The 24,207-nt window shown below is 69.1% G+C and carries 19 protein-coding genes; 10 read left to right on the forward strand and 9 right to left on the reverse strand.

From position 1 onward, the window contains the following. Window positions 1-75: 75 nt before the first annotated feature. On the reverse strand, window positions 76-1,317 hold the full coding sequence (locus AC3ITM_RS07945) for an SGNH/GDSL hydrolase family protein (protein ID WP_489269687.1): 1,242 nt from the start codon (window positions 1,315-1,317) through the stop codon (window positions 76-78). A 97-nt stretch (window positions 1,318-1,414) separates the two neighbouring features. On the opposite strand from AC3ITM_RS07945, the gene AC3ITM_RS07950 reads away from it, so the two are divergent. Continuing rightward, a complete protein-coding gene (locus tag AC3ITM_RS07950) occupies window positions 1,415-2,332 on the forward strand; it encodes a LysR family transcriptional regulator (protein ID WP_489269689.1) in 918 nt (305 codons plus the stop codon). A gap of 78 nt (window positions 2,333-2,410) precedes the next feature. Here AC3ITM_RS07950 and recN read toward each other — a convergent pair whose 3' ends face one another. Further along, window positions 2,411-4,072, reverse strand: coding sequence for a DNA repair protein RecN (gene recN, locus AC3ITM_RS07955; RefSeq protein WP_489269691.1), 1,662 nt, complete (start codon window positions 4,070-4,072; stop codon window positions 2,411-2,413). 111 nt (window positions 4,073-4,183) lie between these two features. Between recN and hrcA the strand changes: the two genes are divergently transcribed. The 6 genes from hrcA (at window position 4,184) to AC3ITM_RS07985 (ending at window position 12,037) form a co-directional block, all read left to right on the forward strand. Then, window positions 4,184-5,251, forward strand: coding sequence for a heat-inducible transcriptional repressor HrcA (gene hrcA, locus AC3ITM_RS07960; protein WP_489269692.1), 1,068 nt, complete (start codon window positions 4,184-4,186; stop codon window positions 5,249-5,251). A gap of 83 nt (window positions 5,252-5,334) precedes the next feature. Beyond that, complete coding sequence (gene grpE, locus AC3ITM_RS07965; RefSeq protein WP_228885218.1) at window positions 5,335-5,850, forward strand: nucleotide exchange factor GrpE; 516 nt, start codon at window positions 5,335-5,337, stop codon at window positions 5,848-5,850. Window positions 5,851-5,992: 142 nt separating this feature from the next. After that, window positions 5,993-7,921 (forward strand): molecular chaperone DnaK, encoded by a 1,929-nt coding sequence (gene dnaK / locus AC3ITM_RS07970; RefSeq protein ID WP_228885217.1) that lies wholly within the window; start codon window positions 5,993-5,995, stop codon window positions 7,919-7,921. Window positions 7,922-8,082: 161 nt separating this feature from the next. Continuing rightward, entirely contained in the window at window positions 8,083-9,216 is a 1,134-nt protein-coding gene (gene dnaJ, locus AC3ITM_RS07975; RefSeq protein ID WP_228885216.1) for a molecular chaperone DnaJ, read from the forward strand. An 806-nt stretch (window positions 9,217-10,022) separates the two neighbouring features. Next, the gene (gene pdxY / locus AC3ITM_RS07980) at window positions 10,023-10,931 is read left to right on the forward strand and encodes a pyridoxal kinase (RefSeq protein ID WP_489269693.1); all 909 of its coding nucleotides are present in this window, start codon (window positions 10,023-10,025) and stop codon (window positions 10,929-10,931) included. Further along, window positions 10,928-12,037 carry a prephenate dehydrogenase gene (locus tag AC3ITM_RS07985; RefSeq protein ID WP_489269694.1) on the forward strand — a complete coding sequence of 370 codons (1,110 nt, stop codon included), beginning with the start codon at window positions 10,928-10,930 and terminating at the stop codon, window positions 12,035-12,037. The genes pdxY and AC3ITM_RS07985 overlap by 4 nt, the downstream gene beginning before the upstream one ends. A gap of 147 nt (window positions 12,038-12,184) precedes the next feature. Here the strand turns inward: AC3ITM_RS07985 and AC3ITM_RS07990 are convergent, their stop codons facing one another. The 5 genes from AC3ITM_RS07990 to AC3ITM_RS08010 form a co-directional block, all read right to left on the reverse strand. Beyond that, entirely contained in the window at window positions 12,185-12,379 is a 195-nt protein-coding gene (locus AC3ITM_RS07990) for a hypothetical protein (protein ID WP_228885213.1), read from the reverse strand. Window positions 12,380-12,448: 69 nt separating this feature from the next. Next, on the reverse strand, window positions 12,449-14,215 hold the full coding sequence (locus AC3ITM_RS07995; protein ID WP_489269695.1) for an ABC transporter transmembrane domain-containing protein: 1,767 nt from the start codon (window positions 14,213-14,215) through the stop codon (window positions 12,449-12,451). Then, window positions 14,208-14,816, reverse strand: a complete 609-nt coding sequence (locus AC3ITM_RS08000; protein WP_489269696.1) for an IMPACT family protein — start codon at window positions 14,814-14,816, stop codon at window positions 14,208-14,210. Before AC3ITM_RS08000 ends, AC3ITM_RS07995 begins: the two co-directional genes overlap by 8 nt. Before the next feature lie 39 nt (window positions 14,817-14,855). Then, the gene (locus AC3ITM_RS08005) at window positions 14,856-15,791 is read right to left on the reverse strand and encodes a hypothetical protein (protein WP_489269697.1); all 936 of its coding nucleotides are present in this window, start codon (window positions 15,789-15,791) and stop codon (window positions 14,856-14,858) included. Continuing rightward, window positions 15,788-16,306 (reverse strand): RNA polymerase sigma factor, encoded by a 519-nt coding sequence (locus AC3ITM_RS08010; RefSeq protein WP_228885209.1) that lies wholly within the window; start codon window positions 16,304-16,306, stop codon window positions 15,788-15,790. The genes AC3ITM_RS08005 and AC3ITM_RS08010 overlap by 4 nt, the downstream gene beginning before the upstream one ends. Window positions 16,307-16,549: 243 nt before the next feature. On the opposite strand from AC3ITM_RS08010, the gene AC3ITM_RS08015 reads away from it, so the two are divergent. Continuing rightward, a complete protein-coding gene (locus AC3ITM_RS08015; protein ID WP_489270057.1) occupies window positions 16,550-19,429 on the forward strand; it encodes a bifunctional diguanylate cyclase/phosphodiesterase in 2,880 nt (959 codons plus the stop codon). A gap of 1 nt (window position 19,430) precedes the next feature. Here the strand turns inward: AC3ITM_RS08015 and AC3ITM_RS08020 are convergent, their stop codons facing one another. Both AC3ITM_RS08020 and AC3ITM_RS08025 read right to left on the reverse strand, forming a co-directional pair. Next, window positions 19,431-20,024, reverse strand: coding sequence for an LOG family protein (locus tag AC3ITM_RS08020; protein ID WP_489269698.1), 594 nt, complete (start codon window positions 20,022-20,024; stop codon window positions 19,431-19,433). A 182-nt stretch (window positions 20,025-20,206) separates the two neighbouring features. Next, window positions 20,207-21,703 (reverse strand): aminotransferase class III-fold pyridoxal phosphate-dependent enzyme, encoded by a 1,497-nt coding sequence (locus AC3ITM_RS08025; protein WP_489269699.1) that lies wholly within the window; start codon window positions 21,701-21,703, stop codon window positions 20,207-20,209. A 210-nt stretch (window positions 21,704-21,913) separates the two neighbouring features. On the opposite strand from AC3ITM_RS08025, the gene queA reads away from it, so the two are divergent. Together queA and tgt are read left to right on the forward strand one after the other, a co-directional pair. Further along, the gene (gene queA / locus AC3ITM_RS08030) at window positions 21,914-22,981 is read left to right on the forward strand and encodes a tRNA preQ1(34) S-adenosylmethionine ribosyltransferase-isomerase QueA (RefSeq protein ID WP_228885206.1); all 1,068 of its coding nucleotides are present in this window, start codon (window positions 21,914-21,916) and stop codon (window positions 22,979-22,981) included. Between the two features lie 66 nt (window positions 22,982-23,047). After that, the gene (tgt, locus tag AC3ITM_RS08035; protein WP_489269700.1) at window positions 23,048-24,178 is read left to right on the forward strand and encodes a tRNA guanosine(34) transglycosylase Tgt; all 1,131 of its coding nucleotides are present in this window, start codon (window positions 23,048-23,050) and stop codon (window positions 24,176-24,178) included. The last annotated feature ends 29 nt before the right edge of the window (window positions 24,179-24,207 follow it).

The following is a 24,207-nucleotide window of genomic DNA, read 5'->3' on the forward strand; positions in this document are numbered from 1 at the left end:
GGCATCCAGCCATGGTCGCTCGACAGCGGTAGGCCCGGGCCATGCCCGGACACCAGGTTGGATGATCGGAAGGCGTCAGCGCGTGGCGGCCGGCACCGCCCCGGGCAGCAGGGCCTGCAGATCCACCGCCGCGGCCATGGCCCGGTTGCCGGCATCGCCGGGGTGCAGGTGGTCGCCGGAGTCCAGCGCGGCGGCCATCCGGCCCGGATCGGCGGGGTCGCGCAGGGCCGCATCGAGGTCGATGACCGCATCGAACGGGCTGTCGTGGCGCAGCCAGGCGTTGAGCTGGCCGCGCAGTGCGTCCTTGTCGGGCTGGTAGTAATCGTCCAGCGCGGTGCCGGGCAGGGCGCCGGCAAACGGCGGCAGGGTGGCGCCAAGGATGCGCACGCCACGGGCATGGGCGCGCTCGACCAGGCGGCGGTAGCCGGCCTGCAGCTCGGCCAGCGACGGGCGCGGCTGATGGCGGGCGAAGGCGGTGCCCGGCCAGGCGATGTCGTTGATGCCGATCAGCACGATCACACTGGCCACGCCCGGCTGCTCCAGTACGTCGCGGTCGAACCGTGCGGTGGCCGCCTGGCCCATGCCATCGCGCAGCAGGCGGCCGCCGGAAATGCCGGCGTTGACCACCGCCACCCCCTGCGGTGCCAGCCGCGCGGCCAGGTGGTCGGTCCAGCGCTGGTCGCGGTCCAGGCTGGCGGTTGCCCCATCGGTGATCGAATCGCCGATCACCACCACGCTGCGGGCACCGGCGCGCCCCTGCACCTCGATGCCCGACACGAACAGGCGGGCCGTGGTGGTGGCCGCAGCATCGAACTGCGGGGCCAGGGCCTGGTTGCCGGCGCCGATCGACGCGGTCTGCCGGCCGTCCCAGTGGAAGGTGTGCAGTGGCGTGAAGTCGGGGACATAGACGCTGACCTGTACGGCCTGCAGGTCGGCGGTCGGCAGGGCCAGTGGATCGCTCAGGCGCGCCTGGCCGGGGGCGATGCGGGTGGCGGCCTGCCCGTCGAAGGTCAGCGCCTGCGGTGGCTGGCCGGCCGCCCCGGCCACGCTGGCCGCGCCGATGTGCAGGGGCTGCCGGCCATAGGCGTTGCTCAGGCGCACCCGCAGGCGCTCGCCGCCCAGGCTCAGGCGGGCGGTCTGGCGGAACGTCTGGCCCTGCAGGTGGGCGGGGACCAGGCTGGGGAACAGGAACGTTTCGGCCCAGACCGGCTGTGGGCTGGCCTGCCAGCTGGCGACCCAGGGCGCCGGCGGGGAGGCGGCCGTGGCGGCCGAGGTACTGAGCAGGGCAAGGCTGGCAAAGCGGGCGAGGGTATGCATCGGGGCAGTCCGTGGGCAGGGAAGCGCCATGGTGATCCGGCCTGCAGTTGTGAACTAGACTGCCCGTGGACAATCATCTGTGAATTGGATTCATCGCATGGCTAGCACCGATATCAATCGTTCCGGGGAGCTGGAAGTGTTCGTGCGGGTCATCGAAACCGGCGGCTTTTCCGCAGCGGCGCGCTCGCTGGAGCTGAGCCCGTCGGCGGTCAGCAAGCTGGTGTCGCGGCTGGAGCAGCGGCTGGGCACGCGCCTGCTGCAGCGGTCCACCCGCCAGCTGCAGCTCACCCAGGAGGGCTGCGCGTTCTACGAGCGGGGGCTGCGGGTGCTGGCCGACCTGGACGAGGCCGAACGCTGCGCCAGTGCCCACGCCGCACCGCGCGGGCGGCTGCGGGTGAACGCCAACGTGCCGTTCGGGCAGCATTTCCTGCTGCCGTTGCTGCCGGAGTTCCTGGACCGGCATCGGCAGGTTGAGGTGGACCTGGTGCTCACCGACGAGGTCATCGACCTGCTCGAGCAGCGCACCGATGTGGCGGTGCGGGCCGGGCCGCTGAAGAATTCCAGCCTGGTCGCGCGGCGGCTGGGCGCGACCCGGATGATGATCGTGGCCGCGCCCGCCTATGCGGCCCGGCACGGACTGCCCGACAGCGCCGATGCGCTGCTGGCGCACAACCGGCTGGATATCGGCCACCCACGCACCCAGGCCGGCTGGCCGCTGGCGGTGGATGGCACGCGGCAGGTGGTGCCGACCCAGGGCAATGCACGCGCCAGCGACGGCGAGGCGCTACGCCGGTTGGTGCTGGGCGGGGTGGGGCTGGCGCGGCTGGCGGCCTTCCAGGTGCAGGCCGATATCGCCGCCGGTCGCCTGCTGCCGGTACTGGAAAGCGCCAACCCCGGGGATCTGGAAGAGGTGCACGCGGTGTTCCAGGGGCAGGGCGGCTACCTGCCGCTGCGAGTGCGCGCGCTGCTGGATTTCCTGGTCGAGCGGGTGGACCTGGGCAAACCGTTGGGGTGATGGCGGAGCCGGCCAGCGGCCGGTGATGGCTGGGCGGGCCGGCATCCAGAGGAGCCGGCCAGCGGCCGGCACTACCTGTCAGACCTGGAGCAGCTTTCGCGCGGCCGCCCGGGCTTCCTTGCTGACTTCCACCCCGCCCAGCATGCGCGCCAGTTCTTCCTCGCGGGCCTTGGGGTCCAGTTTCTCCACCGCGCTCTGGGTCATGCCGTCCACCGGCGCCTTGCTGACCCGGTAATGGGCGTGGCCCTTGGAGGCCACCTGCGGCAGGTGGGTGACGCACAGCACCTGACGTTTCTCGCCCAGGGCGCGCAGCTTCTGGCCGACGATGTCGGCCACCGCGCCGCCGATGCCCGAGTCCACTTCGTCAAAGACCATGGTCGGCACCGCATCCAGGCCCAGCGCGGCGACCTCGATGGCCAGCGAGATACGCGACAGTTCGCCGCCGGAGGCCACCTTGCGCAGCGCCCGCGGTGGCTGGCCGGCATTGGCGGCGACCAGGAATTCGACCCGTTCGGCGCCGTTAGGGTCAGGCTTGGCCACCGCCTGCGGTTCGATCTCGATGCGGAACTGGCCGCCGCCCATGCCCAGCTCGCCGATCAGGGTGGTGGTGGTGTCCGACAGCGCGGCGGCGGCGGTGCGGCGGCTGGCGCTGAGCACCTCGGCCACGGCCTGCCACTGCGCGGCGGCGCGTTCGATCTCGCCGGCCAGCTTCTGCAGGCGTTCGTCGGCGCCGCGCAGCTGCTCGACCTCCGCCTGCATCGCATCGCGGTGCTCGCCCAGCGCCTCCATCGGGACCCGGTGCTTGCGCGCCAGGTCGTGCAGGCGGCCCAGCCGGCGCTCGATGTCCTCGAACTGCTCCGGGTCGGCATCCAGGTCGTCATGCACCCGGTCCAGCAGCGCCAGCGCCTCGTCCAGCTGGATGGCGGCACTGTCCAGCAGCGCGTCCACCTCGCCCAGGCGCGTGTCGTGTTCGGCCACCCGGGACAGTTCGTGGCGGGTCTGCTGCAGCAGTTGCAGCACCGACACCTCGTCATCGCCATTGAGCCGGCTGACGGCCACCTCGCAGGCGCCGATCAGCGCGCTGGCATGGGCCTGGCGGCGGTGGCTGCTGCCCAGCGCGGCGATCGAGGCCGGGTCCAGGTCTTCGCGCTGCAGCTCGCCCAGCTGGTGTTCCAGGTAGCCGATGCGGTCGCTGACATCGCCCTGGCGCGACAGCGCGTCGGCCTCGTCGACCAGCGCCTGCCAGCGCGCGGCGGCCTGGCGGACCTGGATGCGCTGGGCCTCGTTGCGGGCGAAGGCGTCCAGTAGCGCCAGCTGCGAGGGCCGGGCCAGCAGGGCCTGCTGTTCGTGCTGGCCGTGGATCTCCACCAGGGTGGCGGCCAGTTCGGTCAGCTGGGTCAGGGTGACCGGGCGGCCGTTGATCCAGGCCCGCGAGCCGCCGTCGGCGCGGATGATGCGGCGCAGCTGGCACTGGTCTTCGTCGTCGAGCTCGTTGTCGCGCAGCCAGCGCCGCGCCGGCGCATCCTGGCCGGGGGCGAACTCGGCCGACAGTTCGGCGCGCGCCGCGCCGTGGCGGACCACGCCGCTGTCGGCGCGCAGCCCGGACAGGAAGCCCAGGGCGTCGACCATCAGCGACTTGCCGGCGCCGGTCTCGCCGGAAACCACGGTCATGCCCGGTCCGAACTCCAGTTCGGTGGCGCGGACGACGGCAAAATCCTTGATCGATAGATGTCTTAGCATGGTTGTCTGTTCTCGAGCCGGGCAACGCTAGCATGGGCCGGCGTTGGCTCCAATGACTTGCCATCGCCCCCGCCAGCCATTATCTAGGGTTGCGTCTCACAGGTTGATTCCATGCACCCCTCCGCCTCCCATCTTGCGCCCCGTGCCCGGCATCTGCTGCGCACGCTGATCGCACGCCACATCCAGGACGGCGAGCCGGTCGGCTCGCAGACCCTGGCGCGGCTGGCCGGGCTGGATGTCAGCCCGGCCACCATCCGCAACATCCTGGGCGACCTGGAAGACCTGGGCCTGCTCAGTTCGCCGCATACCTCGGCCGGCCGGGTGCCGACCGCGCACGGCTACCGGGTGTTCGTGGACAGCCTGGTCAAGATGCAGCCGCCCGGGGAGGGCGAGCTGAGCCGGCTGCGCAGCGAACTGGCCACCGGCAGCGGCACCCAGGCCCTGCTTGGCAGTGCCTCGGAGCTGCTGTCGGCGATGAGCCACTTCGTCGGGGTGGTCAGCGCGCCGCGCCGGGAGCAGTTTGCCTTCCGGCATATCGATTTCGTGGCGCTGGATGCGCGCCGGGTGCTGGCGATCCTGGTGTTTGCCGACAATGAAGTGCAGAACCGGGTGATCGAGCCGCGCCGCAGCGTCGAGCCGGCCGAGCTGGAGCAGGTGGCCAATTACCTCAACGCGCACTGCGCCGGCCGGCCGCTGGCCGAGATCCGCGCCCGGCTGCTGCTGGAGCTGCGCGATGCGCAGTCGGAGATGGAGCAGCTGCTGGCGCACAGCATCGAACTGGCCGAGCAGGCCATGGTGCCGCCGGCCGACGACATGGTGCTGGCCGGACAGACCCGGCTGATGGGGGTGCAGGACCTGTCCGACCTGGAGCGGCTGCGCGAGCTGTTCGAGGTGTTCGCCAGCAAGCGCGAGATCCTGCAGCTGCTGGAACGCACCATCCAGGCCCCGGGCGTGCGCATCTTCATCGGCGAGGAGACCGGGGTGATGCCGCTGGAGGGGGTGTCGCTGGTCACCGCGCCGTACTCGGCCGACGGCCAGGTGCTGGGCGTGCTCGGGGTGATCGGCCCCAAGCGGATGGCCTACGACCGCATGATTCCGCTGGTGGAGGCCACCGCGCAGGTGCTGGGCGCCGCGCTGGGTTCGCCCGCTGCCGGCGGATTGTCCCGCGATCGGGACTAAAGCGCCCGCTGGACTCTTGAATCCACCCGCCGCGCCCATATAGGGGTGGGTGGAGGCGGAGAGTCACCGCCAAGGATCCGGAAATGAACCAAGACCAGCCAGATATCGCACCCCAGACCCCGGCAGCCGCTGAACCGGCCGCCGATTCGCTGCAGCAGCAGCTGGACAGCCTGCACAACGAGCTGGCGCTGCTGCGCGCCGAGTCGCTGCGCGAGCGCGCCGACCTGGACAACCAGCGCAAGCGCGTGGCCCGCGACGTCGAGCAGGCCCGCCGTTTCGCCAATGAAAAGCTGCTGGGCGAGCTGCTGCCGGTGTTCGACAGCCTCGACGCCGGGCTCAATGCCGCCGGCAGCGAGCCCAGCCCGCTGCGCGAAGGCCTGGAGCTGACCTACAAGCAGCTGCTCAAGGTGGCCGCCGACAACGGCCTGACCCTGCTGGACCCGACCGGCCAGCCGTTCAACCCCGAACACCACCAGGCCATCAGCCAGGCCGACGCGCCCGACGCGGCGCCGGGCAGCGTGGTCCAGGTGTTCCAGAAGGGCTACCTGCTCAACGACCGCCTGCTGCGGCCGGCGCTGGTCGTGGTCGCCCGCGATTGACCGGCAGCGGACGCTGAACGGGTTTTGCCAGCATCGGACACTGTGTTTGGTGGATGGCTTGAAAGTCCCGGCAGCGTCCCACACATCCCATTCATAACCCGGCAGCTGCCGGATGTTCCCAGAACTTTCAGGAGTCTCCCTCATGGGCAAGATCATTGGTATCGACCTCGGCACCACCAACTCGTGTGTGGCGATCATGGACGGCGGCAAGGCCCGCGTCATCGAAAACGCCGAAGGCGACCGCACCACCCCGTCCATCGTCGCCTACACCAAGGATGGCGAAGTGCTGGTCGGCGCCTCGGCCAAGCGCCAGGCGGTGACCAACCCGAAGAACACCTTCTACGCCGTCAAGCGCCTGATCGGCCGCAAGTTCACCGACGCTGAAGTCCAGAAGGACATCGCGCACGTGCCCTACGGCATCATGGCCCACGACAACGGCGATGCCTGGGTGCAGACCAGCGACGCCAAGAAGATGGCGCCGCAGGAAATCTCCGCACGCGTGCTGGAGAAGATGAAGAAGACCGCCGAAGCCTTCCTGGGCGAGACCGTCACCGAGGCGGTGATCACCGTGCCGGCCTACTTCAACGACAGCCAGCGCCAGGCGACCAAGGACGCCGGCCGCATCGCCGGCCTGGAAGTCAAGCGCATCATCAACGAGCCGACCGCTGCGGCCCTGGCCTATGGCCTGGACAAGGGCGACGGCCGCGACCGCAAGATCGTGGTGTACGACCTGGGCGGCGGCACCTTCGACGTGTCGATCATCGAGATCGCCAACGTCGACGGTGAGAAGCAGTTCGAAGTGCTGGCCACCAACGGCGACACCTTCCTGGGCGGCGAAGACTTCGACAACCGCGTCATCGAGTACCTGGTCGACGAGTTCAACAAGGACCAGGGCATCGACCTGCGCAAGGATCCGCTCGCCCTGCAGCGCCTGAAGGACGCCGCCGAGCGCGCCAAGATCGAGCTGTCCACCAGCCAGCAGACCGAAGTGAACCTGCCGTACGTCACCGCCGACGCCTCCGGCCCGAAGCACCTGAACATCAAGCTGACCCGCGCCAAGCTGGAAGCCCTGGTGGAAGACCTGATCAAGAAGTCGATCGAGCCGTGCCGCATCGCGTTGAACGATGCCGGCCTGCGTTCGAGCGACATCGGCGAGGTGATTCTGGTCGGTGGCCAGACCCGCATGCCGAAGGTGCAGCAGGCGGTGACCGAGTTCTTCGGCAAGGAACCGCGCAAGGACGTCAACCCGGACGAGGCCGTGGCGCTGGGCGCGGCGATCCAGGGCGGCGTGCTGGGTGGCGACGTCAAGGACGTGCTGCTGCTGGACGTGACCCCGCTGTCGCTGGGCATCGAAACCATGGGCGGTGTGTTCACCAAGATCATCGAGAAGAACACCACCATCCCGACCAAGGCCTCGCAGGTGTTCTCCACCGCCGAGGACAACCAGTCGGCGGTGACCGTGCACGTGCTGCAGGGCGAGCGCGAGCAGGCCCGCTTCAACAAGTCGCTGGCCAAGTTCGACCTGTCCGGCATCGAGCCGTCCCCGCGCGGCATGCCGCAGGTGGAAGTGTCCTTCGACATTGACGCCAACGGCATCCTGCACGTGTCGGCCAAGGACAAGAAGACCAACAAGGAACAGAAGGTCGAGATCAAGGCCGGTTCGGGCCTGTCCGAGGACGAGATCGCGCGCATGGTCGCCGACGCCGAAGCCAACCGCGAGGAAGACAAGAAGTTCCATGAGCTGGTCCAGGCCCGCAACCAGGCCGACGCGCTGATCCACGGTACCCGTACCGCGATCACCGAGCACGGCAGCAAGGTCGGCGGCGATGTGATCGGCAAGGTGGAAGCGGCGCTGGCCGACCTGGAAACGGCGATGAAGAGCGACGACAAGGCGCAGATCGAAGCCAAGTCGAAGGTGCTCGAAGAAGCCGGCCAGGCGCTGTTCGCCGCTTCGGCGGCGGCCGAGCAGGGCGGTGCCGCCCCGGGCGCCGACGCCGGTGCCGGCAACGGCGCCCACGACGACGTGGTCGACGCCGAGTTCACCGAAGTCAAGGACGACAAGAAGTCCTGATCCGGACAAGACGCGGGGCGTTGCGCAGGCAACGTCCCGTTGTCGTTTCCCCCAGGTCCTGGCAGCCGTAGTACGGCTTGTCGGGGCGCACGACGAAAGAGCGGACCTGGTTCCGCTCTTCCGCTTTGACGAATCCCGACTTCCGGATACCGATTCAAGCTATGAGCAAGCGCGATTACTACGAAGTGCTGGGCGTGTCCCGCACCGCCACCGACGAAGAACTGAAGAAGTCCTACCGCCGTTGCGCGATGAAGTTCCACCCGGACCGCAACCCCGGTGACAGTGCCGCCGAAGCCGCCTTCAAGGAGTGCAAGGAGGCCTACGAGACCCTGTCGGACGGCAACAAGCGGCGCATGTACGATGCCCACGGCCACGCGGCGTTCGAGCATGGCATGGGCGGCGGTGGTGGCGGCCCGGGCGGCCCGGACATGGGCGATATCTTCGGCGACATCTTCGGCAACATCTTCGGAGGTGGCGGCGGTGGCGGCCAGCGCCAGGCGCGTCGCGGTGCCGACATCGGCTATGTGATGGAGCTGGACCTGGAAGAAGCGGTGATGGGCGTGGAACGCCGCATCGAGATTCCGACCCTGGCCGAGTGCGACGACTGCCACGGCAGCGGTTCCGAAGACGGCAAGGTGGATACCTGCAGCGTGTGCAACGGCCATGGCCAGGTGCGCATCCAGCGTGGCATCTTCGCCATGCAGCAGGCCTGCCACAACTGCAACGGGCGCGGCAAGATCATCCAGAACCCGTGCAAGACCTGCCACGGCAACGGCCGTGTCGAGGAAGACAAGGTGTTGTCGGTCAAGGTGCCAGCAGGCGTGGACACCGGCGACCGCATCCGCTTGTCCGGCGAAGGCGAGGCCGGCCCGGCCGGGACGCCGCCGGGCGATCTGTATGTGGAAGTGCGGGTGCGCGAGCATGCGATCTTCCAGCGCGACGGCGACGACCTGCACTGCGAAGTGCCGATCCGGATCTCGCAGGCCGCGCTGGGCGACACCGTGCGCGTGGCCACCCTGGGCGGTTACGCGGAAATCCGCATCCCGGCCGAAACCCAGACCGGCAAGCTGTTCCGCATGCGCGGCAAGGGCGTGCGTTCGGTGCGCAGCCGCAGCGAAGGCGACCTGTACTGCCGCGTGGTGGTGGAAACCCCGGTCAACCTCACCCCCGAGCAGCGCAAGCTGCTGGAGCAGTTTGAAACCACCTTCACCGGCGAGGAAGCGCGCAAGCATTCGCCGAAGTCGGCGACCTTCATCGACGGGGTCAAGGGTTTCTGGGACCGGATGACCTCGTAAGCGACGCCGGTTCCTGTGATGTAGCGAAGGCCTCCTGGCTACAGGAGGCCTTTTTTGGTTCTTCGCCGATTTACGTGGGAGGTCAGTTGCGGAGCACAGCCTCAGATCAAAGGCAGCTACCCACGTATGCGCTGATTGGGTTGGCGCGGGTGGGTTGGCGGGACACGCCGTGAACCCATCCGTGGGGGCTTGGCGAAAACATCCATGTTTTCGACAGTCCCGCCAACCCACCCGCGCCAACCCTCCACACATGGCTGGCACGCACGGGAAAGCGTAGGTCCGAGCCATGCTCGGACAAGGTGATGCCGGAACGAAGCGTGTCCGACCACGGGTAGGACCCACCCCGATGAGGTTGCTAGGGACTAGAGCAGTGGGGCCGAGCGCTGGTCGGACGCTGTTGATCTTGACCTTGATCTACCTCCCCCTTGGAGCGAGCCGAGCATCGCAGCGGCATCGGGGGCGAAGAGGCGCGGGTGTCTGAGCGAAGCGAGTTCCGCGCCGTCCCCCGATGACGCGAGAAGCGCAGGGCACCGGCGGGCGCAGCCCGACGGCGAGCGGATGGGGGCGTGTTCTTTGGTTACTTTCTTGCACGAGCAAGAAAGTGACTCGCGCCCCGCAGGGGCACGAAACGCTGTTGAGTTTGTCCGCGAAGCGGAAACAGCAACCGCATCCGGGCAACGGCCCGCACTACCGGTGGCATGTGTCCCCACAATGCCACCGCATTTGACGGGCTGTAGCCCCGCACATGGGCAAATAGCATCTTTTTGCCCCCGTCACCCTCGCAACATCGGGCGTAAAATGCCCGTATGAACGAATCCCTCGAAAGCCACCTGGTCCACGGCCGCCGCCAGCGTCCGGACGGTCCGTCGCCGGTCGACGTCATCTCGGTACAGTCGCAGCTGGTCTACGGCCATGCCGGCAACAGCGCGGCGGTGCCGCCGCTGCGCGCGCTGGGCGTGCGCGTGGCCGAAGTGCCGACCACGCTGCTGAGCAATGCGCCGTTCTACCCGACCACGCGCGGCCGCGTGCTGCCGGCGGACTGGTTCGCCGAACTGCTGCAGGGCGCCGCCGAGCGCGGCCTGCCGCAGCGGGCACGGATGCTGGTGTCCGGGTACTTCGGCAGCGTCGGCAATGGCGCGGCCTTCGCCGACTGGCTCGACCAGGTGCTGCCGGCCTGCCCGCAGCTGCGCTACTGCCTGGACCCGGTGATCGGCGATACCCACACCGGCCCCTATGTGGAGCCCGGGTTGGAGGCCATTTTCGCCGAGCGGCTGCTGCCGCATGCCTGGCTGGTTACCCCCAATGCGTTCGAACTGGGCCGGCTGACCGGCATGCCCAGCCTGGCCGAAACCGATGCGATCGCCGCCGCCCAGGTACTGCTGGCGCGCGGCCCGGAATGGGTGCTGGCGCACAGCGTCGGTGGCCAGCCGGGCCAACTGGTGACCCTGGCGGTCAGCCGCGGCGCGATCTGGCGCTGGACCTCACCGCACCTGCCGGTGGACGTGGCCGGTACCGGCGATGTGCTGATGTCGCTGCTGGTCGCGTTCCTGCTGCGTGGCGAAACCATCGAGCAGGCGATCTCGCGGGCGATCGCCGGCGTGCACGTGGCACTGGAGACCACCCTGGCCAACGGCCATGAGGAATTCGACGTGCTGGCCGCCGCCCCGGCCGCGCTGGCACTGCCGGCGCGCTTCGTGCCCGAGCGCATCGCGTGAGCGCAGTGGTCGTTGGCATCGTCGGCAGTGCCGGTGCCTACGGGCGCTGGCTGCGCCGGTTCCTGGAGCAGCGCCTGGGTCTGGAGGTGATTGGCCACGATCCAGCCGATCCGCAGTCGGACAGCCCGGAGACCCTGCTCGAACGCGCGCAGGTGCTGATCTTCTCCGCACCGATCCGGCACACGCCCGCGCTGATCGCCGCGTACGTCGCGCGATCGGCGGGTCGTGAAGCCGGTCGCCTGTGGCTGGATGTCACCTCGGTCAAATCCGCACCGGTGGAGGCGATGCTCGCCTCGCAGGCCGAGGTGGTGGGCCTGCATCCGATGACGGCCCCGCCCAAGGCGCCCACGCTGAAGGGCAGGGTGATGGTGGTCTGCGAGGCGCGCCTGTCGCAGTGGCAGCCGTTCGTGCAGCAGCTGTGCGACGCACTGGAAGCGGAGTGCGTGCGTGCCACGCCCGAGCATCACGATCAGGTCATGGCGCTGGTCCAGGCGATGGTGCATGCCACGCATTTGGCCCAGGCCGGCGTGCTGCGCGAGTACGCGCCGATCCTGGGCGCGTTGCCGGCGCTGATGCCGTACCGGTCGGCATCGTTCGAGCTGGATACCGCGATCATCGCGCGCATCCTCTCGCTCAATCCGGCGATCTACGAAGACATCCAGTTCGGCAATCCGCATGTGGCACCGATGCTGGACCGGTTGCTGGAACAGCTGCAGCAGTTGCGTGCGCAGGTCGGGCAGGGCGACGATGCCGCGCGCGCCGCCTTCCGCCAGCAGCTGCTACTGGACAACCGCGACAGCCAGGGCGAGGCGGTGCTGGCCGCTGGCAACTACACCTTCGAGCGGGTCGGTTACCTGCTGGCCGACCTGACCGAGCGCAACGCGATCAGCGTGCACCTGCCCGAGGACCGCCCCGGTTCGCTGCGCGAACTGCTGCACGTGTTCGAACGCCATCGGGTCAGCCTGGCCTCGATCCATTCCTCGCGCACGCCCGGTGGTGAAGTGCACTTCCGGGTCGGGTTCGTGGCGGGCAGCGATGCCCTCGCGTTGCAGGCGGCCGCGATCGAAATCGACGCCTCCGGCATCGGCCGCGTGCTTCCGCGCTGACACGGTGCATTGCAACATTCATCCACAGGGGGTGTGGATGATCTGCGCACAAACATGTGGATAAGTGCGCAGGCGCCTTGCACTGAAAGGCTGTCAAGATGCTTGGTCAAAATTTGACCAACATCCGTGCAACTTTTTTCGACCGCCTCAGGTGACGAGGGTGAGCTCACCGCCGGCGGTGCGGAACTCCCGGCCGTCGCGGATCAGGTGGCGGCCATCGGCCAGTTCGTAACGCGCGCCCTGGCCGTTGCCTGCGGCCGCATCGGCCGGCTCATCCTTGAATTCGATGATGACGTAATCGTCGCCGTTGGCGTCGGTGGCGGGGAACTGTCGGAACGACATGAAACACCTCCTGCAGCGCATCTTGGTGATGGGCTGCAGGATGCGATGCCAGGTGTTACCGGCCCGTCATCAATCGATGAATTGCAGGCGTGCCAGTTCGGCGTACAGCCCGCCCTCGGCCAGCAGCTGCGCGTGGGTGCCCTGGGCGACGATGCGGCCATGGTCCATCACCACGATGCGGTCGGCCTTGAGCACGGTGGCCAGGCGATGGGCGATCACCAGCGTGGTACGCCCGGCCATCAGCCGCTCCAGCGCCTGCTGCACGGCGCGCTCGCTCTGCGCATCCAGCGCGCTGGTGGCTTCGTCCAGCAGCAGGATCGGGGCATCCTTGAGCAGGGCGCGCGCGATCGCGATGCGCTGCTGCTGGCCACCGGACAGGCGCGCGCCGCGTTCGCCCAGTTCGCTCAGGTAGCCATCGGGCAGGGCCTGCAGGAACTCGTCGGCCTCGGCTGCGGCCGCCGCGCGCTGCACCTGCTCATCGCTGGCTTCCAGGCGGCCATAGCGGATGTTGTCCAGCGCGGTGCTGGCAAACAGCGTGGGCTGCTGCGGCACCAGCGCCATCTGCGCACGCAGCTGGGCCGGGTCGACCCGGCGTACATCCACGCCATCGACCAGGATGCGGCCAGCCGACGGGTCGTGGAAGCGCAGCAGCATCGACAGCACCGTGCTCTTGCCGGCACCGGACGGGCCGACCAGGGCCACGGTCTCGCCCGGGCGCACGTGCAGGTCGAAATGCGCCAGCGCGGCGGTGTCCGGGCGCTGCGGATAATGGAAGACCACGTCTTCGAAGCGGATCTCGCCGCGCAGCGGCTGCGGCAGCGGCTGCGGATCGGCCGGGGTGGTGATCTCGATTTCTTCCTGCAGCAGTTCGGCGATCCGGCCCATGCCGCCGGAGGCGCGTTGCAGTTCGTTCCAGACCTCGGCCAGGGCGCCGACCGAACCGCCGCCGATCAGCGCATACAACACGAACTGGCCCAGCGTGCCCGGGCTCATGCGGCCGTCGATGACGTCATGCGCGCCCAGCCACAGCACCCCGACGATCGCGCCGAACACCAGCACGATCGCGCTGGCGGTGACGATCGACTGCGCGCCGATGCGGCGCCGGGCGGCCTTGATCGATTCGCCCAGCGCGGCATTGAAGCGGCCACGCTCGTAGGGTTCGCGTGCATGCGCCTGTACGGTGCGCACCGCGCCCAGGGTTTCGGCGGCCAGGGTGTTGGCATCGGCGATGCGGTCCTGGCTGGCGCGCGAAATCTTGCGCAGCCGGCGGGCGCCGATGATGATCGGCAGCACCGCCAGCGGGATGCCGACCAGCGACCAGGCCGCCAGTGTCGGGCTGGTCACAAACAGCATCACCAGGCTGCCGATCACGGTGACGCTGCTGCGCAGGGCCACCGACATGGTCGAGCCGATCACGCTGCGCAGCAGTTCGCTGTCGGCGGTCAGGCGCGAAACCAGTTCGCCGCTGCGGCTGCGGTCGTGGAAGCCGGCGCCCAGCGCGATCAGGTGCGCGTACAGGCGGCTGCGCAGGTCGGCCACTACCTTTTCGCCGAGCAGCGACACGAAGAAGAACCGCGCCGCAGTGGCCAGGGCCAGCAGCACCGCCACCAGGAACAGCAGCGCGAAGGCGCGGTTGATCTGGCCGTTGTCGTTGAAACCGTGGTCGATCATCAGCTTGACCGCCGGCGGCAGGCTCAGCGTGGCCACCGAAGACAACGCCAGCGCCACCAGCCAGGCAGCGAACAGCCCGGAATGGCGGCGCACGAACGGCCACAGCGTGCCCAGGCTGCCAAGCCGGCGCATGGCCGGGGCCTGCGGGGTGGGGGTATCAGTCATTCAGGTGGCCTGGTTCGGTGCATGTTTCGATGCGGATACGATCACGGGTGGCGTCGCGCAGGCGGTTTTTCAACGGGTCGACCTGATCGGCGGGCAGGCGCACCTGCAGTTCCACCCCTGCGGCGGTGAAGGTTTCGGCCAGTTTTTCGGCGGTATGGCTGGCCAGGGCGGCGTGCAGGATGCCCAGGTCATCGAAGCTGGCCTGCACGGTCAGCTCGGCCAGCGCGATCAGCCGCTGGCGTGGCGCGGTGCGCAGGCATTCGGCGGCGGTACCGCCATAGGCACGGACCAGGCCGCCGGCACCCAGCTTGATGCCGCCATACCAGCGGGTCACCACCACCATCACCCGGTCCAGGCCCTGGCCATCGATGGCGGCCAGGATCGGCCGCCCGGCGGTGCCGGCCGGCTCGCCATCATCGCTGGAACGGTACGCGCCGCCATGGCGGTAGGCCCAGCAGTTGTGGGTGGCATCGGCCACGGCGACCTGCTGCAGGAACGCCAGCGCATCGGCGGCATCGGCGATCGGCGCGGCCTGCGCGGTGAAGCGGCTGTGCTTGATGTCCAGGCTGTGGCTGACGGGGCTGGCGAGCGTATCGGGCATTGCGCCCATTCTAGTGGGGATGCCCGCGCCCGGGGCGGCTCAGTTGTCCAGCAGCTGGCGCAGATCGTGCGGCACGCGCACTTCCGGGTAGTGCTGCAGGTAGCGTTCCAGGCTGGCACGCGCGGTATCCACGTCACCGGCATCGCGACGTTCGCGGATGCGCTTGAGCCACTGCGTGCGCGGCAGCGCGGCGTCGGCGGCGACTGCGGCCTCCACCGCATGGGACGACAGCATCCCCTGGGGCGCGACCGTGGCCTCGGCCCGGCGCATCACCCCGGCCCGCGCGGCCTGGCCGGTGGCGGCCGGCGCGGCCTCGGCGTGCTTGAGCCGGGCGGTGTCGGCTGGCGCCGGCGCCGCAGTGAGCTCGACCTGGTCATGCGCGGGCGCGGCCATGCTGTCCATCGCATCGGCCTGCACCGGTGCTGGCGGAGCGGCCATCGGGGCCGGCAACGGTGCAGGCCTGGGCGGTGCCTGCCGGGCCAGTGGCGGCGTCGATGGCGGCGCGACCGGTGCGGCGACTGGCGCCGGTGCCGGCAAGGCCTCGGCGATCGGTGCCTGCGCGGCCTGGGCCGGTGCGCCGGCCGGCGCCGGTGGGCGGTCGTCGGCGGCGACATTTTCAGCGGTTTCAACGGCCGGCGCTGGTGTCGGTGCCGTTGTCGGGACCGGTGCCGTGGCTTCCAGCGCCGGCACCTGCGGGGGTTCGGGCTTGAGCTGCCAGGCGATACCGACCGCGAACACCACCGAGGCGGCCAGGCCCAGGGCGGCCGGCAGGCGCGAGCGCGGGCGTGCGGCGCGCTTGCCCGACGCCACGGCAGCGGCCGGCACGATGCTGGCCGCCGGCGGTGCCTGCACGGCGGCGCGCGCGGCGGCCAGCACGGCGTCATCCAGCGCCGCTGGTGGCGCGACTGGCGTGGCGCGGCCGATCAGGCGCGCCAGCTCGCGTTCTTCGGCGGTCAGCGGTTCGATCCGGTTCATTCGCTCAACCCTGCGCGTAGTTTGTCCATCGCATAGCGCAAGCGCGATTTGACCGTTTCGCGGCCCACGCCGGTGATCTCTGCGATGTCCTCCAGGCTCAGTTCCTGCTCCAGGCGCAACTGCAGGACTTGGCGCTGTTCTTCAGGCAGCTGTTCCATCGCCAGTTGCAGTCGGCGCCGTTGTTCGAAGTCCGACAGCTGCGTCTCCGGGGTGCGGGTATCGCTCATCCGTGCCACCCGTTCGTCGGCGTCACCGGGCGCCGGCGGCCGATGCCGCGCGGCACGCCAGTGGTCGTTGAGCCGATTGTGGGCGATCCGGAACAGCCAGGTGGTGAAGGCGGCCTCGGGCTGCCAGCCGGCACGGGCGGCAATCACCCGCTGCCAGACGTCCTGGAACATTTCATCGGCCAGCGCCGCATCGCGCAGCTGGCGCAGCAGGAAGCTGTACAGGCGGCTGCGGTGGCGCGCATACAGCGTTTCGAACGCGCGCAGCTCACCGCCGGCCCAGGCCAGCATCAGTGCTTCGTCGGTTGGCAGGGCAGCGGCGTCCACGGCGCACAGAGTAAGCGCTGGGCGGGATTTGGCATAGCGGACCGGAACGGGCAGGGGGGCGGGCAGCGGCATGGCCGGGGCAATGGCAAGGGACACCTCCAACAACGTCCATCGGCGATGATCGGGGTTGCCGCTCTTCCATTGCCCCCCGGTGCGCGCGCTATGCTCGGGGCCAGGGGAGGTGCCGGACATCCGGTGCCACAAGAGATCAACGACGTGTCCAGCCATACCGTGACGCCCGCAGGGCTTGCCGACCGTGACGCCGTGGTATGCGCGGCACTGGCGCAGGCGTTGTGCGCGTTGCTGCCGGCCGGCGCGCAGGTGGCGCTGGCGTGGTCCGATCCCGGCCTGGGCGAGGGCTGCCAGGCCGAGCCGGCGCTGCCGCAGGACGCCACGGCGACGCTGGAGGCCCTGCTGGGCGGCGCGCTCGGGCCGCAGCAGCCGGCCCTGCGCCGTTGGCAGCACCATGGCAGCGAGTTGGCCGTGCGGGCATTGGGCGCGGGTGCACAGGGGCCGGACGAGGGCTGGTGGACGGTGGCCCGGCAATGGCTGCAGGATGCGGTGGCCCTGGCCCGGCAGCGCGAGCAGATCCGCTCGCTGGAAACCTCCAAGCGGCTGCAGCAGGCCTTGTACGAGATCGCCGACCTGGCCGGCGCCGACCTGGAAATGGCCGAGATGCTGCGCCACTTCCACCGCGTGCTCAACACCCTGATGTATGCGCAGAACTGCTACATCGTCGAGTACGACGACGTGCGCCGGCGGGTGCGTTTCCTGTACTTCGCCGACCAGCGCGACAATTTCGTGGCCGACCCGGACCGCAGTTACGAAGAGCACGAAATGCCGCGCAGCCTGACCTTCGCGCTGCTGCGCCATGGCCAGCCACTGAGTGGCCCGTCCAACGAACTGCTGGCGGCGCTGAACGACCAGTACGACCCGCTGCACGGCCCGGAAAGCCTGGACTGGCTGGGTGTGCCGATGCTGCGCGAGGGCCGGGTGTGCGGCGCGATCGTGGTGCAGAGCTATGAACAGCGCGTGCGCTACAACGAGGCCGACCGCACCCTGCTGGGCTATGTGGCCCAGCACATCCTGACCGCGATGGACCGCCGCCAGGCGCAGGTGCAGCTGGAGCGCCAGGTGGAGCGGCGCACGCTGGAACTGCAGCGGGCCAACCGCAGCCTGCAGGACGAGGTGGTCGAACGCCGCCGCGCCGAGAAGCTGCAGCTGGCGCTGTTCAACATCGCCGAAATGGCGATGAGCGCGGCCAGCCTGGCGCAGTTCTACGTGCAGGTGCACGGGGTGGTCGGGACCTTGCTGGACGCGCGCAATTTCTACATCGCGCTGGTCAACGAGGGCGGCGACGGGCTGGATTTCGTCTACTCGGTGGACGAGTACAACCCGGCGCGTGCGCCGCGTCCGTTCAGCCAGGGCCTGACCGAATTCATCGTGCGCAACCGCCAGCCGCTGCTGGCCACGCGTGCGCACATCGACGCGTTGCGCGATGCCGGGCACGTGCGCGAATTCGGCGCGCGCTCGCACTGCTGGCTGGGCGTGCCGCTGCTCAGCGACGACGACGTGGTCGGGGTGATCGTGGTGCAGAGCTATTCGCCGGAAGTGAGCTTCACCGCGCACGACCAGCGGCTGTTGACCTTCGTGGCGCAGAACATCGGCAACGGGCTGGCCCGCCAGCGCGACCAGGAGCGGTTGCGCAATGCGCACGCCGAGCTGGAAAAGCGCGTGGAAGAGCGCACCCGCGAGCTGGCCGAAGTCAACGACAAGCTGCTCGGCCAGATCGGCGAGCGGCTGCGCGCCGAACAGCGGCTGACCCACCAGGCCATGCACGATGCGCTGACCGGCTTGCCCAACCGGCTGCACCTGCTGGACCGGCTGGAGGATGCGATCGTGCGGGCGCGCACCCCGGGCGGCCCGCCGTTCGCGGTGCTGTTCCTGGACCTGGACCGCTTCAAGCTGGTCAACGACAGCATCGGCCATGCGGCCGGCGACAAGATGCTGGTGGAGGTGGCCAAGCGCATCGTGTCGATGGTCGACGCCGATGACGTGGTCGCGCGCCTGGGCGGCGATGAGTTCGCGATCCTGCTGCGATGCGAGCGCGGGTTGGAATCGGCACGCGATTTTTCCCGGCGCATGCTGGTGGCGCTGGAAGAATCGATGTGGGTGCAGGGCCGCGAACTGTTCCCGTCCGGCAGCCTGGGCATTGCGATGTGGAACCCGCGCTACCGCAATGGCGAAGAGCTGGTGCGCGACGCCGATGCGGCCATGTACCGGGCCAAGGCCCAGGGCAAAGACCGCTGCGCGGTGTTCGACGAGGCCATGCGCGAGGAGGCGATGCGCAGCCTGGACCTGGAAGCGGACCTGCGCCGGGCGATCATCAACCGCGATTTCCTGCCGTACTACCAGCCGATCGTGCGCCTGGGCGATGGCCGGGTGATCGGCTACGAGGCGCTGCTGCGCTGGCAGCATGAGCGGCGCGGGCTGTTGCTGCCCAGCGCCTTCCTCGACCTGGGCGAGGAGAGCGGCCTGATCGAGCAGGTCGACTGGTTGCTGTACGAACAGGTGATCGAACAGCTGGCGCGCGGCGGCGAGGGCTACCTGTCGGTGAACGTGTCGCCACGGCATTTCCGTTCGGCCGATTTCAGCAGCCGGCTGTTCGGCCTGATCGACGCCGCCGGCGCCGACCCGCAACGGCTGCGGCTGGAAATCACCGAGGTGGCGCTGCTGGACGATGGTCCGCGCACGCTGCGCGTGCTGCAGACCCTGCGCGAACGTGGGGTGCTGGTGCAGCTGGACGATTTCGGGACCGGTTTCTCGGCACTGTCCTACCTGCACCGCTTCCCGATCTCCACCCTGAAGATCGACCAGAGCTTCATCGCCGGCCTGCATGGCCAGGAGCTGCAGAGCACCTATGCGCTGGTGCAGGGCGTGCTGTCGCTGGCGCGTACGCTGGGCATCGAAACGGTGGGCGAGGGCATCGAGACCGATGCCCAGCGCCAGACCCTGCTGCAGCTGGGCTGCGACTACGGCCAGGGCTACCTGCTCGGCCGGCCGGCGCCGATGGATACGTTCGCCTGAATCAAACCAGCGCGTTGCGCCGCTTCTCATCGATCCACTTGGACGCCTGCGCCGGCTGGTAGGCGCCCATCCAGTCCAGCATGGCGTCGATGTCCGCGCCGTACCACAGGTCGGCACGCTGCTCGGGGTGCAGGAAACGCTCCTCGACCATGCGGTCGATCATGCCGATCAGCGGCGCGTAGAAGCCGTCCACATCCAGGAAGGCGCAGGGCTTGTTGCCGATGCCCAGCTGGCGCCAGGTCAGCATCTCGAAGATTTCCTCCATGGTGCCAAAGCCGCCGGGCAGGGCGACGAAGGCATCGGAGAGCTCGAACATGCGCGACTTGCGTTCGTGCATCGAGCCGACGATTTCCAGCTCGGTCAGGCCACGGTGGGCCACTTCCCAGTCGGCCAGCTGCTGGGGGATCACCCCGGTGACCTCGCCGCCGGCGGCCAGCACGGCATTGGCCACCGTGCCCATGAGGCCGACGTTGCCGCCGCCATAGACCAGGCGCAGGCCGTCACGGGCGATGCGGTCGCCCAGGGCGATGGCGCGTTCGGTGTAGATGGGCTTGCTGCCGGCGTTGGAGCCGCAATAAATGCAAATCGACTTCATGGAATCTTCCTGTGTTCACAAGGCGTAGCGGCGGAAACGAAAAAGCCCCGCCGATGACCGCTGTTCCGGCCTCGTGACGGGGGTTTGGTTCCGCGCAGGCGGGCGCCGATGTTAGCCCGTGCACCCGGCCGGGACCAAACCCGGCCCGACCGGCGCCGCCGGGCCCGGCGTGGCTGGCGGCCTCAGGCGGCCTGCGACTGCTGCCGGCGCGGGCCTTCCTTCAGTGCCCGCCCGACCAGCCCCACCAGCAGGTCCAGCTCCTCGCTGTCCATGCCGAAATGCGGGGTGAAGCGCAGCGAGTTCTCGCCGCCATGGATCACGTTGATGCCGTGGTTGCGCAGCCATTCCTCGGTGGAACCGGCGCCGTAGCACTTGAACTGCGGGGCCAGTTCGCAGGAGAACAGCAGGCCGGTGCCCTGCACCTTGGTGATCAGCCCGCCCAGCTCGCCCTTGAGCTGCTCCAGCTTGCGCACCGCTTCGGCGCCGCGTACGCGGATGTTCTCGCGCACCTGCGGGGTCAGCAGCGACAGCGTCGCGCAGGCCACGTCCAACGCCCGCGGATTGGAGGTCATGGTGTTGCCGTAGATGCCCTTGCGGTACAACTGGGCGGCGTGTTCGGTCACGGCCAGCACCGACAGCGGGAACTGGGCGGCATTGAGCGCCTTGGAATAGGTTTCCATGTCCGGCGGGGCCAACTGCTCGAAACCGGGGTAGTCCACGATCGACAGCACGCCATGGGCACGCAGGCCGGCCTGGATCGAATCGAGCAGCAGCAGGCTGCCGTGCTGGCCGGTCAGCTCGCGGGCCAGCGCGTAGAACGCCGGCGGTACCGAGCGGCCCGGGTCGCCTTCGCCCATCACCGGCTCCAGGAACACCGCCTCGATGAACCAGTGGTTCTGCTCGGCCTCGGCGAACACGCGCTTGAGCGCCTCTTCGTCGTAGGGGGCGATGGCGATCACGCTGTCTTCGCCGCGGTAGCTGGCCAGGTGCTGCATATAGGTCTTGCGGCTGGAATCCGAATACAGGCCGGGGCGGTCGGTGCGGCCATGGAAGCTGCCCTTGACCACCACCCGCTTGATCTTCGCGCCGGCATGGCGGGCGCCCGGGTCGGTCTGCAGCTTGGCGTTGACATCGGCGATGCGCGCGGCCAGGCCGACCGCCTCCGAGCCGGAGTTCAGGCACATGAAGTGGCTGTAGGGGCAGCCGCCGCGGCGGTGGCCGATCTCCTGGCGCAGCGCCTGCACGAAGCGGTGCTGGGACAGGTTGGGGGTCATCACATTGGCCATCACCTGCGGGGCGGCCATCGCCGCCATCACCGCGTCGGGGGTGTGGCCGAAGCCGAGCATGCCGTAACCGCCGGCGTCGTACAGCACCGCGCCCTTCAGGGTCACCACCCAGGCGCCGCGGGCGGCCAGGGCGACGTACGGGGTGACCGCATCGTCGGCGTAGAAATTGACGAAACCGTCCTGCATGGCCTCGATCTGGGCGCGCTCGTCCAGGGCCAGCAGGTCGCCCAGATCGGCGCGCACGCGCTCGAACTCGGCGGCGGCGGCATCGATGGCGGCGACCAGGGCAGGGTGGCCGGTGGCCAGGCGTTCGAGGGTGGCGTCATCCAGGCCGGTGGTAAGACGGGTGCCGGGCTGGGCGCGAAGCGGGGCGAGACGTTCGATGAAGCTCATTGCAGATCTCCTGAAACGATGGCGGCACGACGGAAAAGCAAAACGCGCGTCTATTCGCGCGCGCTTCGGGCATTCCTGCTCGTGCATCAGACTTCCGGCTCGATGCTAGCACGCGGCTTTTGGCACGATAACCCCGTCAAAACTGTTGCAAAGCAGCATTTTGCGCGACGTTCGGCCAACGCCGCGTCGACGCCGGGAGCCGGCCGTACAATGGCCGGCATTGTCGACCTGTTGCCGTGCGCTGCCTTGAAGAAGTCCGATTTCAACTACGAACTGCCGCCTGAACTGATTGCCCAGGCCCCGCTCGCCGAGCGTTCGGCCAGCCGTTTGCTGGTGGTGCCGCCGGCCCCGGCCGGCTTTGCGCACCGGCAGGTGCGCGACCTGCCGGACCTGCTCAACCCCGGCGACCTGCTGGTGTTCAACGATACCCGGGTGATTCCGGCGCGCCTGTTCGGCCACAAGGCCAGCGGCGGGCGGGTGGAGATCCTGATCGAGCGCCTGCTCGGCGGGCAGCAGGCCCGCGCCCAGGTCGGCGCCAGCAAGTCGCCCAAGGCCGGCAGCCGGATCGACCTCGATGCCGGTGGCCAGGCCGAAGTGCTGGGCCGCGACGGCGAGTTCTATGTGCTGCGCTTCGAGGTGGCCGAGGCGCTGGAACAATGGCTGTTGCATGCCGGGCGGCTGCCGCTGCCGCCCTACATCCAGCGCGAGCCGGGCGTGGACGACCGCGAGCGCTACCAGACCGTGTTCGCCCGGGAGGTCGGCGCGGTGGCTGCCCCCACCGCCGGCCTGCACTTCGATGAGGCCCTGCTGGCCGCGCTGAAGGACAAGGGCGTGGCCTTCGGCCATGTCACCCTGCACGTGGGCGCCGGCACCTTCCAGCCGGTGCGGGTGGACGACCTGAGCGAACACGTGATGCACCGCGAGTGGCTGAACGTGGGTGCCGAACTGGTCCAGCAGGTACGCCGCACGCGCGCCGCCGGCGGCCGGGTGATCGGCGTGGGCACCACGGTGGTGCGGGCCCTGGAAAGCGCGATGCGTGACGGCGAGCTGCTGCCGTATGCGGGGGAAACCCAGATCTTCATCACCCCCGGTTACCGGATCGCCAGCGTGGATGCGATGGTGACCAACTTCCACCTGCCCGAAAGTACCCTGCTGATGATGATCTCGGCGTTTGCCGGCAAGGACCGCGTATTCGAGGCCTACCGCGCCGCCATCGCCGAGAAATACCGGTTCTTCAGCTACGGCGACGCGATGCTGCTGTTCCCGCAGGCCGAATGACCGACGCGGGGCAGCGGCGGTCGTTTTCGGCGACAATGGGCAATTATTTGCCCGAATGACCGCTCCATGTCCCGACTCCAGTTCCAGCTCCAGACCACCGACGGCCGCGCCCGCCGCGGCCGCCTGACCTTCCCGCGCGGCACGGTGGAAACCCCGGCCTTCATGCCGGTGGGCACCTATGGCTCGGTCAAGGGCATCCTGCCGGAGCAGATCCGGGCGCTGGGCGCGGAGATCATCCTGGGCAATACCTTCCACCTGTACCTGCGCCCGGGCCTGGAGGTGATCGCCGACCATGGCGGCCTGCACGGCTTCGCGCGCTGGAACGGGCCGATCCTGACCGATTCGGGCGGCTTCCAGGTGTTTTCGCTGGCCCACCGCCGCAAGATCACCGAACAGGGCGTGACCTTCTCCTCGCCGACCGACGGCGCGCGGGTGTTCCTGGGGCCCGAAGAGAGCATGCGCATCCAGAAGGTGCTCGATTCGGACGTGGTGATGATCTTCGACGAGTGCACCCCGTACCCGGCCACCGAGCCGGTGGCGCGCACCTCGATGGAACTGAGCCTGCGCTGGGCCCAGCGCAGCCGCAACGCGCACGATGAGCTGGGCAACGACGCGGCGCTGTTCGGCATCGTCCAGGGCGGGGTGCACCACGACCTGCGCAGCCGCTCGGCCGCGGGCCTGCAGCAGATCGGTTTTGACGGGTATGCCATCGGCGGCCTGGCGGTGGGCGAACCCGAGCACGAGCGCAACGCCATGCTCGACCACCTGCACCCGATCCTGCCGGCCGACCGCCCGCGCTACCTGATGGGGGTGGGCCGGCCGGAAGACCTGGTCGAAGGCGTCGCCCGCGGGGTGGACATGTTCGATTGCGTGATGCCCACCCGCAACGCCCGCAACGGCCACTATTTCACCTCCTTCGGCACCGTCCGCATCCGCAATGCGCGCTACGAGCGCGACATGGACACCATCGAGCCGGGCTGCGGCTGCCACGCCTGCACCAGCGGCTATACCCGGTCCTACCTGCGCCACCTGGACCGCTGCAACGAGATGCTGGCCCCGATGCTGGGCACCATCCACAACCTGTATTACTACGAGAAGCTGATGGCCGACATGCGCGCGGCGATCGCGTCGGGAACCTTTGCCGCCTTCCGCGAGTCCTTCTACGCGGCCCGTGGCGCGGCCACCCCGGCCCTGTAAGGCCTTCACGCAGCACCGGATGCCGCGCC

It is taken from the genome of Stenotrophomonas sp. KH_029 (genome assembly GCF_057839765.1).

Coding starts and splice junctions, on each gene's coding strand:
- AC3ITM_RS07945 (WP_489269687.1), bottom strand. CDS start 1,317: ATGCATACCCTCGCCCGCTTTGCCAGCCTTGCCCTGCTCAGTACCTCG.
- AC3ITM_RS07950 (WP_489269689.1), top strand. CDS start 1,415: ATGGCTAGCACCGATATCAATCGTTCCGGGGAGCTGGAAGTGTTCGTG.
- recN (WP_489269691.1), bottom strand. CDS start 4,072: ATGCTAAGACATCTATCGATCAAGGATTTTGCCGTCGTCCGCGCCACC.
- hrcA (WP_489269692.1), top strand. CDS start 4,184: ATGCACCCCTCCGCCTCCCATCTTGCGCCCCGTGCCCGGCATCTGCTG.
- grpE (WP_228885218.1), top strand. CDS start 5,335: ATGAACCAAGACCAGCCAGATATCGCACCCCAGACCCCGGCAGCCGCT.
- dnaK (WP_228885217.1), top strand. CDS start 5,993: ATGGGCAAGATCATTGGTATCGACCTCGGCACCACCAACTCGTGTGTG.
- dnaJ (WP_228885216.1), top strand. CDS start 8,083: ATGAGCAAGCGCGATTACTACGAAGTGCTGGGCGTGTCCCGCACCGCC.
- pdxY (WP_489269693.1), top strand. CDS start 10,023: ATGAACGAATCCCTCGAAAGCCACCTGGTCCACGGCCGCCGCCAGCGT.
- AC3ITM_RS07990 (WP_228885213.1), bottom strand. CDS start 12,379: ATGTCGTTCCGACAGTTCCCCGCCACCGACGCCAACGGCGACGATTAC.
- AC3ITM_RS07995 (WP_489269695.1), bottom strand. CDS start 14,215: ATGACTGATACCCCCACCCCGCAGGCCCCGGCCATGCGCCGGCTTGGC.
- AC3ITM_RS08000 (WP_489269696.1), bottom strand. CDS start 14,816: ATGCCCGATACGCTCGCCAGCCCCGTCAGCCACAGCCTGGACATCAAG.
- AC3ITM_RS08005 (WP_489269697.1), bottom strand. CDS start 15,791: ATGAACCGGATCGAACCGCTGACCGCCGAAGAACGCGAGCTGGCGCGC.
- AC3ITM_RS08010 (WP_228885209.1), bottom strand. CDS start 16,306: ATGCTGGCCTGGGCCGGCGGTGAGCTGCGCGCGTTCGAAACGCTGTAT.
- AC3ITM_RS08020 (WP_489269698.1), bottom strand. CDS start 20,024: ATGAAGTCGATTTGCATTTATTGCGGCTCCAACGCCGGCAGCAAGCCC.
- AC3ITM_RS08025 (WP_489269699.1), bottom strand. CDS start 21,703: ATGAGCTTCATCGAACGTCTCGCCCCGCTTCGCGCCCAGCCCGGCACC.
- queA (WP_228885206.1), top strand. CDS start 21,914: ATGGCCGGCATTGTCGACCTGTTGCCGTGCGCTGCCTTGAAGAAGTCC.
- tgt (WP_489269700.1), top strand. CDS start 23,048: ATGTCCCGACTCCAGTTCCAGCTCCAGACCACCGACGGCCGCGCCCGC.